Below are 13,485 nucleotides of genomic sequence, written 5' to 3'. Positions count from 1 at the left end.
AGTCATTATTTCCCTCCTTGTCCGCCACCTGTTTGACTTCTTTCAAAATTTCTTCCTCCGCCAAAGTTACCGCCGCCTGAGAAGCCTCCACCTGAGAAGCCACCTGGGAATCCTCCGCCTTGCATCATAAATCCACCAGTAGAATTACCTCTAGATTGAACACTCGGTATTTCAACAGATTCTCCTTCTGTTAATCCACTTGTAATTTCAACACTCTTATCATTTGTGATACCAGTTTTCACAGTAACTTTCTCTGTAGATTGATTAGAACCGTCAGTAGATGTAGGAACTAATACATATTTTTCATTTCCATTTTTATATACTGCTTCTATTGGAACGTATAACGCATTTTCTTTACTTTGAATTAAAATGCTCGCTTCTGTTGACATACCAATTTTTAAACTTTTTGGATTTTTAATTTTTACAGTTACATCAAATGTAGAAACTCCATTTGTCGATGTTCCTTCATTTGATACTTTCGTAACAGTTCCATCGAATGATTGACCTTCAAAGGCACTTGCTGTAATTTTTACTGATTGTCCAACTTTTACCTTTGTGATATCTAATTCATCAACGCTAATCGTTGTTTCCAAAGAACTGTAATTTGTCATATGTGCAACTGTCGCTGAACTTTGCACTGAATCGCCGCTTTTAACGTCAAGACTTGTAATTGTCCCAGAAACCGGTGCCTGTAGAATGCTTCCATCAGTAAAAGTTACAAGTGTTGCTCCAGCTTTTACAACATCGCCTTCCTTCACACTCACCGAATCTGCTACTAAACTGCTTCCTCCAGTATTCTCAGCACTTGAATTTCCAGAAGTACTACCACTGTCTTCACTTGTAATCGGTAAAGTTACGCCATCTTCATCTTCCATACGAAATAGTACTTTTCCTTGTGTTACTCCATTACCATCTACCGCGTAAACCTTTGTGATTTCTCCATCCTTTGGAGCCGTCACAACATCACCATTCTCAAAAGTTGCAAGTGTGTCACCTTTATCTACTGATTCTCCAGAAGTAACACTTACACTTTCCACAATCTGCTTCGTATCTGCCGCTGTAACATCTTGGTCAGTCACTGCTGTTACAGAACCCGAACCAGTAACAGCTACCTCTAACTTCCCTTTTTGCGCTGTTATTGTTTGTGCTGTTGCCATAACACTTTGGGTTTGATTATTCTTCTTACTATATATGAACCAACCACTACCTCCCCCTACTACTACAACAATAACTGAAATAATAACCCACTTTTTCAATTTCCTTTCTCCTCTCCATTATTGAGATTGATTCGATTAATTTTTAACTGATTAATCTTTAAGCTAATTCACATAAATTCCGATCCTTGCGAACCTAAAAACAGGGCCTGTCTTTCGTTTATACTACATTCTCCCTCTAATAAATGATTGCTCTTACTGCGAATACCAGAGTTTGTTTTATATACTTTTTTTACTCCTCCTAATTTCTTTTGATAAGGTCATTTTGGATTGTGTACCTTAAATTTTCCTTAAAAGAAAACAAAGTTTTTTAATGGAGGGCGAACTTAGGTCAATATTGGAGTGCTAAAAAATAAAAAATCCCCTTCTAGGTTTTTAGAAGGGGATTTTTGGTTTATTAGTTGCTTTGAAAAATAGGACTTGATTAGGTACAATCAACCCCAATATTTCTGCTTATAAATATCTTTTTACTGCTAAATGCTTTTTAAATGTCTTACCATAGCTAAGAGTTAGTACGATTAGTAAGGAAAAGAATGTAAGGTTTAAAGTGACATAACTCACTATTTAGAAGAACCGACTATTTTAAATTTTTGTACTGATTTTTATTATTTAAAAATAATTTATAACATGAGAAACCAATAATTAAGGAGTATGTACAAATTAAGCATTCCCTTCCTAATCTAATATTCCAAAAACTTTTTTCATTATAATTTACTAAATTAATTTTCAACCGAAATCAAAAAAAGCTTGTAGGCCAATGACATTACCATTGTCTACAAGCTTTAATTTTAATAAATGTTCTTTTGGTTTGCTCCATGTTTCCGTCAAAACTAGGGTCACGACATTACCCGATACACCATTGTTTCAATTTAATTCTAACCTAAGCAACAATTTCTTTCTTACTTTGAACCGCAATATTTTTAGTAAGTAAGCTTACAACAACTAAAAATACAAGATTTACAACTAAACCAATAACACCAATATTCATATCTTTAATGTATTGAGGCAGTGATGGGAATAATGTTCCGATTGTTGTATTACTTATAGTGACATAAGTAACTGTTGCAACTCCAGTAAGAATACCAGCAAATGCTCCTTGTTTCGTTACAAAGTTATTTTTCATTAAACTACAGATAAGAGTTGGGAATAGTTGAGTAACTAAACTGTATCCCATTAAAAGTAGGGTTACTAATGAAGTTCCACCGTTAAATGTGAAATAAACTGCGAATAGAGCAACGGCAGGAACAAGGTATTTGGCTAAAGTAGCAACTTGCTTTTCTGAAGCAGAAGGTACAAACACTTTATAAATATTTTTTGAAATTAATGTAGCAGATGCCATTAAAATCATTGAACCAGGTACAATTGCAGTCAATACGCCTGCTCCTCCAATGATTCCGACAAACCATGGGTTAAAAGATTGTTTACTTAATTTTAATAAAGAAAGATCGGCAGCTGGACCTTGTAATCCAGGAACTTGAAGAATAGCTGCAAATCCTACGAAGAACACAAAAAGCAATACAAGTTGATATAAAGGCATTATAATAGCATTTCTACGAAATACGTTTTCACTTTTAGCTGAGTAAATAGAGCCAAATGTATGAGGCCACATATAGAAACCTATAGCTGTTAAAAGAACTGTAGAATTAAACCAAGATACACTTAATCCCTCTTTTGGAAGAGTTAGAAAACCTGGTTTTGCTTTATCAACTGCTTCAAACATCGCTTGAAACCCACCATAATAATGATAAGGAAGATAGATTCCTAGAAAAAGTACAACAACTAGAATCATAATATCCTTTAATGCTGCAGTCCAAGCAGATCCATGGATACCAGATATCATCACGTATATTGTTACAGAAATTGCACCGATCCAAATCGCAACAGTTGGTGAAATCAATCCATAAGAAGCTTCTGAAACAATGCTCCCCAAACCTTTTAATTGTAGAACCAGGTAAGGAATAACAGCAGCTACACCAACAAGTGAAACTAAAACTCCAAGTGCTTTACTTTTGTATTTACTTGCGAAAAAGTCTGGTTGAGACATTAAATTATTTTCTTTTGCGTATTTCCAAATTTTTGGCAGCAACCAATAAGACATAATATAAGCAAGAGCACCGTAAGCAGTGATATAGTAGGTTGGTCCTCCTTTTCCGTACGCCCAACCACTTCCACCTAGGAATGTAAAGGTTGTATAGATTTCACCAGCCATAAGAAGAAAGACAAAAATTGTACCAAATCCTCTTCCTCCAACACTCCATTGCTCAAGATTCATGTCCTTCCCTTTCCTAGCTTGAATCCCTAGAAAGATTGATACTGCTAGAAAGAGAAATATTATAATTAATGCACTATTCATCTTATCTGCCCTCCTTATTTGTCGAATCTAATTTGAAGATAATCCACATAATTGGCGTTGAAATAACAGTCCATAACACAACCCAAAAAAGAAGAAATGGCATTCCTAATACATATGGTTCAACATGATTTGCCCAAGATGAAAAACCGAGAATAGCAATAAATGGAATAAGTGCTAATAAATGATAGATTTTCAAAAATAGTTCCCCTCTTCCAACATTAAATTTATACTAGTTCAAAAATTCAGAAATATTAAAAGATAGATTAAGTAGAGCATCGTGTATGCGTCTACTTAATCATAAAACTATTAATCTAAAAGCTTAAATGTAGCATGAACAAATGTGTTTACACCAATTTCTAATGCGTCCTCATCTATTGTAAAACGAGCATGATGATGCGGATAGACGATATCTTTTTCTTTGTTTCCCGCTCCTACATAGAAATAAGTTCCCGGAGCCTTTTGTTGGTATGCAGAGAAATCTTCGCCTCCCATGTTTGGTTTCATTAGTTCAAGAGTCTCTTCACCAAACACTTCCAGAACAGTTTCTTCAATCGCCTTCGTAAGTTGATCATTATTGATAACTGGGCGGTATCCGAACTCATATTTAAATTTGTATTGTGCACCATGTGCCTCCGTTATTCCTTTTACAACTCGCTCCATAAGTGCAGGAACCGATTTTCTAAGTTCAGCATCGAAACTACGAACGGTTCCACATATTTCAACTGATCCTGGAATTACATTATGGGTTGTACCAGCAACAAATTGAGTAACAGATAAAACTAGATTATCAAGTGGATCTGTATTTCTTGAAACGATATGTTGAAGATTGGTTACAACCTGGGCAGCAACAGCAATTGAATCGATCGTGTCATGAGGAAGTGCTGCATGTCCACCTTTACCTTCTACTGTGATATAGAAAGTATCGGGTGCAGCCATCATCGGACCATATGCTACTCCTACTTTACCTAGTTTCATAGGAGCCCAAAGATGTGCGCCAATCACCATATCTACTCCATCCATTACACCAACTTGTACCATTTCCTCGGCACCACCAGGAAACAATTCTTCAGCGTGTTGAAACAAAAAGCGAACTTCACCTTTAATATCGTCTTTTAAACTAGTTAAAATCTTTGCCGTTCCTAGTAGCATTGCAGTATGACCATCGTGCCCACAAGCATGCATCACACCTGGATTTTTAGAAGCAAATTCAAAAGTGCTTTCCTCCTCGATCGGTAAAGCATCCATATCAGCGCGAATAGCTAACACCTTTCCAGGCTGCGATCCAATCAGTCGAGCCATAACACTTGTCTTTGTTGGTCGAGATAATTCTAAATTGCCGAAAGATTGAAGTGTATCATACACATATTGGGCTGTTTTTTCTTCATGAAAAGATAACTCTGGATATTGGTGAAAATGTCTTCTCCACGCAATTACTTCCTCTTTTGTTTGTTCTACTAATTTGTCTAATGCTAATGTTTGCATTATTGTTTCCTCCTCTATTCATTATTTGATAACTGAAGTACGGTATGATAAAGTACGTTAGCACCGTCTGTACAATCTTCCTTTGAACTCCATTCTGCGGGATTATGGCTGATCCCATCTTTTGACCGGATAAAGAGCATCCCTATTGGACAAAGACTTGTAAGCTGCATGCAATCATGACCAGCCCCACTTGGTAGGAATAATGTTCCCACACCAGTTTTTTCACACGCTAATTTTGCAATATCCTGAATTTCATTTGAGCATAATGATGGTTTAATACGCTGAAGTACTTCAATTTGTAATCCTACGCCGCGTTGTTCACATAAAATTTGCGACCCTTCTAAAATTCGATTTTCTACCTGATCACGAATTTCTTCATTTACATCGCGGAGATCCAAAGTAAATTCAACTTTCCCAGGAATAATATTAATTCCTCCTGGAAACAGCTGCAATTGACCAACTGTTCCAACCGTTGAACCTGTCTTAGATGATTCCTTTTCTATTAGTTGAATAATTTGAGATGCAGCAACTAAGGCATCATTACGATCATTCATTGGCGTTGTCCCCGCATGTCCCGCTTTTCCTTCAATTATGAATTTAAGCCATAACGGGCCAGCGATTCCTGTAACAATACCAACTGATAAATTACTGTTCTCAAGCACTTTTCCTTGTTCAATATGTAGTTCCACATAGGCTTTTACTGATTCATTACTTCTAACTGACTGTTCAATTAATAATGGATCATATCCAGCATCTGTCATTGCTTGCGCTATCGTATTCCCTTGTTGATCCTTATTTTGAAGATCCTCTAATTTGAGCGTTCCAGCAATTCCCCGGCTGCCAATCATGCCAAAGCTAAATCTTGCTCCTTCTTCATCGGTAAATGCAATCACTTCAATTGGATGCTCTGTTGTGATTCCCTGCTCGTTCATCGTTTGTAGGATTTCAATCCCCGATAGAACACCAAGTGGTCCGTCAAAGTTCCCACCGTTATATACAGAATCAACGTGTGAGCCTACTAAGACAACCGGCGCGTTTGGGTTATTGCCCTCTTTACGTCCAACAAGATTTCCAACAGTATCTTCATATACTTTTAATCCTGCTTCAATCATATAAGTAGTAACCAATTCTTTAGCTTTTCTCTCTTCTTCACTAAAAGACAAACGAGTAATCCCTCCAGAATCTCGTTTTCCTATGGCTCCTAACTCCATAAGGCGATTCCACAATCGTTCCTGATTAATCATTTTTCCTCCCATTTAATCTTTATTTAAGGTCTATTTATGGCTATGACCATAACTATATCACTAATTATTTATTTTGTTAAGTAATAATATTCAGAATATTTAATATAAAATTAAAAAAAACGGTAAATTCAGTCTTTACCGTTTCACAGAATAATTTTATAAATGTTTCTTGGCCTTCCACGTGAATAAGGCGTTTCCTCACCGATCACCTGAGCAATTCCTTGTTCCTCTAATTCTTTTAATATTCTACGAGCGCTTCTCGGCATGATTTGCATATACTGTGCCAGCTCATGTGCTCCAATCTCACTCTTTCCTATTTTTCGAAGAATTGACTCTAGTTTACTTAGTGTAGAAATACTAAGTGAAGTTTTTTCGCTAATTTCCTGTAGTTCTTTTGAAACATAAGAGTATGTGATACTTTCTTCTCTTCCTAATGGACCTGCAATCGTTTGATTATCGAGAGCAACCATCCAACTTCCTTTTCCATACTCTCTAGCATGAAATAAAGCTCTACCTGCATGAATTTCTGCTTCGTATGCCGTTTTACCGATTCCAATACCACAAGTAATTACTTCTTTCTTTAACTCTTCCAGATCTTCCAAATTCGGAATAACAGAAAATTCATTCGTTATATCCTGTAATAGTCCGCGTGTTGTAAAAATGACATATCTACCAGGACCTGCAGATTTAAGTGATCCTTGAATTTTATTGGCGTAAACTAGTAACTTCTCTGCCATTTTGATTTCAATTTTATACATTTCATCGGTAGAAAAAGTATCCTTCGCCAATCCAAAAAATGAGTCGATTTCAATCATTTGAACTGCAATTTGACTTTGTTTAAAATGCAACATCTCATAAGTTCGAAGTGCTAAATTTAGAACCGAATCAATAGCTGATTTAGCAGGTAGTACTCGATAAACTGGGACACCCATTTTCTCAAGTTCAATATGTGCAGATCGCAAACATGTAACTGCTGCTTTCGTCTTCCCGCTTTTCCATAACTCATAATGGTATCCGGCAAGTATCTTTGCATCAATTTCTCCTTCATAATATTTCAGATAAAGATCATTTGCTTTAATTTCTGCTTCATCTAAAATACTTTTCAGTTCATCCCTATGGAAGTTATCAAAGCTGATCTGCTCCATTGCAATCTCGTTATGATAGAATATTTGTAATAAAGTTTTATAAAGACTCGGTCCAGTATGTGGAGTAAAAAACATCGGTTTTGTCATTCCACCCCATTCTTTTGCTATTGAATATGGAACCTTACCCGAAAAGAGCCAAATATCAAAGTTATTTGCAATTGGTTTTAGAAGGTCAACAATCTCCTCTTCTCTCCAATAGACGATCGGAACGCATTCAAATTCAGGGTATTCCTTTATAACAGATTGAATAACGTCAATTGAATCATCCGATCCAAGTAGACCTAAACGGATTTTTTTCATCTTTTCCTCCACTACTCTATGATAAATAAAATTCCTAAAATAGTAATACAACAGGCAATCAATTTAGCCGCTGTAATTTTTTCCTTATAATAAATTCGAGCTAAAACTAAAGCAAATATTGGCGATGTATAGGCTAAAGCAACAACAAGAGTCCCATCAGCTATCTTTAAAGCAGCAAACAATGCGATCCATTGAGCAATCGCAAGTACACCACGCATTGAAAGATGTTTATTTAGTCCAGGATACCAAATTTTTGGACGATATAATAAATAAATAATAAGTGCAATTCCAGTAGCTCTAAAAAAGTAAAGTGTAGGAGCATTGATCAATTGATGAACAAGCAGCTGTTGGGTAGGAACCATACTGAGTCCAGCTGATACTGCTGCTGCAACCCCTAATAAATTTCCAGGCTTTTTAATTTCTACTAATGGAGACAACAAGTTTTTCCCTTTAATATTTAGAAAATACACACCAAGAACAATAAGCAGGACCGGTATTAATATATGTATATCAAATCCATGCAAAATGCTATTTGGAATAAATGTGAATAATGGGGTTAGCGCAGTATACACCGCTAATTGAGATACTTCTATTCGTCCTAACGCTAAGAAAAATGATACATTTGACACTGTATCTAATAAAATTACAATTAATAACAGACCCATTGAAACTGGATTAGCAGAAAATGAATAATACCACGGCATTACACAGCCAAGTAGTATAGTAACGACTAGAAAAGAAGTCACGATAAAACTATTATTATCTTTCATTTGCAATGTTATTTTTTTAGCATACAACGCATTCACCGCATTCAAAAAGGAACTGATTAATGCAAGAAAAAACATATTCTTTTCTCCTCTCTTTCTAGATTAATATCCTGCTAAATGGATTAGGATATTTCCATAAACTTCAACTGCAAACGGAATTGTTTTTTCATTAAAATCGAATGCACAGTTATGATGTCCTGCCGCCAATTCAGTTCCAAATAATAGATAAGTAGCCATTCCACCATTCGCTTGAACCCTTTTCATCATATAAGTTACATCTTCAGAAGCAAGAAAAGGCTGAGAAGTAACAATCTCACTCGTTTGTTTAACTTTCGATCCAATACTGTATACAAGGCTTGCAAGATCTGAATCACATACTGCTGAAATCGAACGGCCAACTACTACTGTTTGCTCCTTAACCCCATACATCTGAGCAGCTGCTTGAATGATACGAAGTGACTCATCTTTCATATATTGATCAACCTCATTCGTCGTCCCTCTTGTTTCAAACTTTAACTTAGCATGGCCCGGGATAATATTTCGACCTTCTCCACCTTGAATAACACCTACATTTACTCTAGAATCCCCTAAGCCATGACGTGAGATTGCATACAATTGCAAGGTGATTGTAGATGCAGCAAGGATTGCATTTCTACCTTCATGCGGCGCTAATGCTGCATGTGCCTGCACTCCTTCCAGTTCTAAATCAATCTTAGTGGAAGCGAAAAAGTCAGTTACGCTACAGACAAGTTGATTTTGTTTTGTTGCAGTTACACCAATATGACCACTAAAGAAATAATTAACATCTTCTAAAACACCAGCGTCAACCATTGCCCTCGCACCACGTGCACCTTCTTCAGCAGGTTGAAAGATAAGTTTAATTTTTCCTGACAGTTTCTCTTTCATATTTGAAACTAACCGTGCCAATCCCAACCCAATAGCGATATGGCCATCATGTCCACAAGCATGCATGTAGCCCTCTACTTTCGAACTAAAATTCTGATTCCATGGCACATGACCTGTTCCTTTGTCCTCAGAAATTTCTAATGCATCAATATCAAATCGGAAGGCAAGTGTTGGGCCAATTCGCCCAGTATCGCATACTCCTACAACACCAGTTAACCCATCCTCCATTTTCTCAACCCAATAAGGATTAGCACCAAATGCCATTGCCCGATCCTTCGCTTCCTGTAGCGTTTTTTCATCTGGGACACCCATTCTAGATTCAGAAACAATGACTTCTCTTCCAACTTTTACTTCAAAACCCAAATCTGATAAGAAATCTGCTATAAGAGATGAAGTTCGGAATTCCGTCCATCCAATCTCCGGAAAACAGTGGATATTACGCCTAAAATTGATCAAACTTTCTTCCATATTATCAACCAACTGTGAGATTAATTCCTCCAAATTACTTACCTCCTTATTAATTGAGCTTTAGAATGATTTTATTTTCGGTTGAATTCAGGTTACGACCATAATTATAGACTATTCTGACACTTTTGGATAGAAAGCTAAAATACTATTTTGTTAGATGATTCTTTTATACTATTCTAGTTGTTAGGATTCTCTATGATGTTTTTTTCATAGGAATGCTTCAAATAGGGCTGAACACTTTAATCTTCTTGGACAACTAGATCAGGGAATCAGTATTTCCCCCAATATACAACAAGTTAGTCTGTTACAATTTCCTACGCTTTATCAGTAAATTTTTATTCCTCCCTATACACTTTCTATTTAATTGGATGATTGTATTTCTCTTAAATATTAAAAGAAATTAACGTAATTAACAGAAAATTAAGTAATCCTTAATACAAAGTTAAGAAAACCCAAAGGTAATTCCATCAATTTTTGGGAAACTGTAGTAGTTTTATAAATAATTAACAAATATAATTATTATTGTTCTTAATTAAGAAAAATATTAAAAAGGATTATTCCTATCTAAAAGAAGATACTTCTAACGTTAATAATCGAAATTAAAATTAAAGACTAATAAAAAATAGGCGTGGCTTCTATACTAAGTCAACCGTTTGAATTCAGGGAGGAAAATAGAAATGGAAAAGAAACCAATATTTTATGATGGAAGTAATTTAGTGGAAAGTACGATTCAGGAAGATCAAATTAAAACAAATGTAAAGAATGATGAAACTAAGGTGACAGATGATATGAGAAAAAACATTAGTGGGAACCCGTACATATTTGAATAAGTTTTCGGAGCGGTACTGATCGTGGTATCGCTTTGTTGTTTGATTCTCTATAAAAGACTAGTTGAATTAAGTTGTTTCGGATAAATATGATATTCGGCCTCTAATTCTAGTACTCTAACCATTAGTTAGTCGAGGAAAAATGAAACTTGCAAATTACTATCATCTTTAGTTCCCTAACTCTAAGATTATTCTTCCCTTTACTTGAATAAAAAGGGCTTTACTTCATTAATTAAAGTAAAGCACCAGTTTATTAAAGTATAAGTCTATAATAAATGTAGTGACTGTATTAACATCCTCAAGGCTTACTAGTAATCAATCTACTTTAAATATTACTAATAATCACTTCTACTAGTTTTTGTGGAGACGATTCTTCCATACATACGTTAAAGTAATAAAGATGTAGATGCAAAGTGTAATAATCGTTACGATTGCAGGTGTAGTAAAAATAATTCCAACCAAGATTGCTAATAAAGCGATGATCACTGCCCAAGTCGTATACGGAAACCATTTAACTAAATAGCCACTTGGTTTTTCAGATAGTAGTTTACGTGATTTCAAATGAGCAATGGCTATGATCAACCAAATGAATAATACGGTATATCCTAGAGATCCCATCAGGAAATCGAATGTCTTGCTTCCAGCAAATAAAGAAATCAGCACACCGGCAAATAATGTGGAAGTACACATTAATATTGCATAAACAGGAACTTTTTTCTTCGTTAATTTTGAAAAGATTTTCGGAATGCGCCCGTCCACCGCTTGCGTATACAGAACACGGGATGAACCATACAATCCAGAGTTCATGGATGAAATAATCGCTATTAAAACAACCGCGTTCATAATATGGTCAGCACCTGGAATTCCGATCATTTTAAATACCATCACAAACGGACTTTCAGGAACCCCATTTACTTTGTTCCAAGGAATTAAACTAACGATAATGAAAAATGGAATGATATAGAAAGAGATGATTCTAACCAATGTACTGCGAACGGCTTTTGGAACCACCTTTTCGGGATTTTTCGTTTCTGCTAATGTAACTCCAATTATTTCTGTACCACCATATGAATAAATTACTACTAGCATTGCCGTGATCAAACCTTTTGGTCCATTCGGAAAGAATCCGCCATGGTCAGTTAAGTTAGAGAAACCGACTGCTTTATGATCACCAAAATTCACAAGCAGCAATATTAAGCCAGCCACTATGAATACAATGATGACCGTAATTTTAATTAATGCAAGCCAGTACTCCGTTTCGGCAAAAACCTTTACAGATAGCAAGTTGATTGTTGTAACTAACACAGAAACTGCTAATGCCAGCATCCAGATTGAATAATTAGGCAACCAATATTGAATGAAAATAGCAGCCACAACTGATTCAGCAGTGATGTTTAATACCCACATTTTCCAATAAATCCAATCAAGGAAATAAGCAGGATACTTTCCTAAAATAGTTTGGACAAGATCTCTGAACGTTCTTGCACTGCTATTACGCACCGCCATTTCAGCTAAACCTTGCAAGATGAATAAAAGAATGATGCCTCCTATCAAGTAAGCAATTAATACCGATGGGCCTGCCATATCAATTGCTGAACTACTTCCTTTAAATAAACCAGCCCCGATGGCACCTCCTAACGCCATCATCGTAATATGCCTTGAAGTCATTGTCCTTTGTAAATTACGCTTGTCCTTTTCCATATCCTAACCTCCTAAAAAATCAAAAAAGGCATGTCGTCTCTTTCTTCATAATCAAATGAAAAAAGAGACGACATGCCTTAAGCTCACCGCGGTACCACTCTCATTGGCTCTTTACGAACCCTACTTTAAAAACCTTGTAACGAAGGTCAATCGTTAAAACTCGAGAATAGATTAATCTAAACTTTCGCTTTACCACTCCCAGGCAAGTTCAAAGTATCATTGGACTGCGTTGCACCAACCCGCAGCTCTCTTAACCGAACAATTATCTTTTACTACTCCTGATCTTTGCGTTTTGAAAAACATTTCTGAATATTTTTTATAATAAATAATACTATACGGATGAGAAACAGAGTTGTCAACAGTTTTTTTAGTATAATAATTTCAAAGAAACAACTGCTCGGCGAATTTTTTCATTACCCAGTTTTTGTGTAGTAATGTCATTTTCATTAAATTTACTAGACATTTTTAATTGTTCTAAACTGTAAAAAAAGACCGCTATAGCATTATTCACAATGTCCAACTAACACATATTTTATTTTTTCCCCAGTAATGTTAAATCGGCAAAATAAAACAAATGAAAAAGGTATAGACGCTGATAAAACCCTATAAAAATTTATTTCTGAGGGCTCTTTTAAATAAAAAAAATATAATACCACTACTTATACGAAAGTAATAATAAATTTATTTAACCTATTTCTTATATCAATCCATTTCATATTTTTTAAATTTATTAATGTTAAAGTTAAGACATAAATGAGAAATAGACCAACAAAAATTACATAACCAAATACAAATTTAATGGCAAATGAATGATCAAACCTACTACACCTAAAATTTCTTTTTTAGTCCCCATCATTACTATGTTTTTTTGATTCATCAAATTCATCCCCATATAGTTCTAATTAACTTATAAATGCAGTAACAAATTAATTAAATCTATCCTATCAATTTTTGTAATTTGGGGGAATTTTACAGTTTCTCTATATTTTTTGAGTTCTCTTCTGTAAATTATTTCTCTTATACAAATACATTTTTTTATTTTGCTTGATGTTTTTTTATTCAAATGAAAGCATCGTTC

The 13,485-nt window shown here is 35.3% G+C and carries 10 protein-coding genes and 1 other annotated feature; of the genes, 1 reads left to right on the top strand and 9 read right to left on the bottom strand.

All coding sequences use genetic code 11. The features are described from left to right. Positions 1–5: 5 nt before the first annotated feature. The 8 genes from ACFCYN_RS18495 to ACFCYN_RS18460 all read right to left on the bottom strand — a co-directional run bounded on the left by ACFCYN_RS18495 (position 6) and on the right by ACFCYN_RS18460 (position 9,912). Positions 6–1,256, bottom strand: coding sequence for an efflux RND transporter periplasmic adaptor subunit (locus ACFCYN_RS18495; RefSeq protein WP_375950881.1), 1,251 nt, complete (start codon positions 1,254–1,256; stop codon positions 6–8). Positions 1,257–2,094: 838 nt separating this feature from the next. Beyond that, positions 2,095–3,567 (bottom strand): sodium:solute symporter family protein, encoded by a 1,473-nt coding sequence (locus tag ACFCYN_RS18490; protein WP_098116986.1) that lies wholly within the window; start codon positions 3,565–3,567, stop codon positions 2,095–2,097. 1 nt (position 3,568) lies between these two features. Further along, on the bottom strand, positions 3,569–3,763 hold the full coding sequence (locus ACFCYN_RS18485; RefSeq protein ID WP_172445870.1) for a DUF3311 domain-containing protein: 195 nt from the start codon (positions 3,761–3,763) through the stop codon (positions 3,569–3,571). A 110-nt stretch (positions 3,764–3,873) separates the two neighbouring features. Next, on the bottom strand, positions 3,874–5,049 hold the full coding sequence (locus tag ACFCYN_RS18480; RefSeq protein ID WP_172445871.1) for a M20 family metallopeptidase: 1,176 nt from the start codon (positions 5,047–5,049) through the stop codon (positions 3,874–3,876). Between the two features lie 14 nt (positions 5,050–5,063). Further along, positions 5,064–6,293, bottom strand: a complete 1,230-nt coding sequence (locus ACFCYN_RS18475; protein ID WP_375950878.1) for a Zn-dependent hydrolase — start codon at positions 6,291–6,293, stop codon at positions 5,064–5,066. Positions 6,294–6,436: 143 nt separating this feature from the next. Continuing rightward, positions 6,437–7,738, bottom strand: coding sequence for an ArsR family transcriptional regulator (locus ACFCYN_RS18470; protein WP_375950876.1), 1,302 nt, complete (start codon positions 7,736–7,738; stop codon positions 6,437–6,439). Between the two features lie 11 nt (positions 7,739–7,749). Further along, the gene (locus ACFCYN_RS18465) at positions 7,750–8,583 is read right to left on the bottom strand and encodes an EamA family transporter (RefSeq protein ID WP_375950874.1); all 834 of its coding nucleotides are present in this window, start codon (positions 8,581–8,583) and stop codon (positions 7,750–7,752) included. 24 nt (positions 8,584–8,607) lie between these two features. Continuing rightward, positions 8,608–9,912 carry an amidohydrolase gene (locus ACFCYN_RS18460; RefSeq protein ID WP_375950872.1) on the bottom strand — a complete coding sequence of 435 codons (1,305 nt, stop codon included), beginning with the start codon at positions 9,910–9,912 and terminating at the stop codon, positions 8,608–8,610. A gap of 644 nt (positions 9,913–10,556) precedes the next feature. Between ACFCYN_RS18460 and ACFCYN_RS18455 the strand changes: the two genes are divergently transcribed. After that, positions 10,557–10,709, top strand: coding sequence for a hypothetical protein (locus ACFCYN_RS18455; RefSeq protein WP_172445875.1), 153 nt, complete (start codon positions 10,557–10,559; stop codon positions 10,707–10,709). A gap of 348 nt (positions 10,710–11,057) precedes the next feature. Here ACFCYN_RS18455 and ACFCYN_RS18450 read toward each other — a convergent pair whose 3' ends face one another. Beyond that, positions 11,058–12,407, bottom strand: coding sequence for an amino acid permease (locus tag ACFCYN_RS18450; RefSeq protein WP_172445876.1), 1,350 nt, complete (start codon positions 12,405–12,407; stop codon positions 11,058–11,060). 60 nt (positions 12,408–12,467) lie between these two features. Then, positions 12,468–12,702 (bottom strand) — a binding site (T-box leader). Between the last annotated feature and the right edge of the window lie 783 nt (positions 12,703–13,485).

The organism is Gottfriedia sp. NPDC056225 (assembly GCF_042267765.1).
Classification (GTDB): Bacteria; Bacillota; Bacilli; order Bacillales; family Bacillaceae_G; genus Gottfriedia.
Note: the sequence above shows the minus strand (reverse complement) of the source record. Positions and strands in the feature narration are given on the sequence as shown.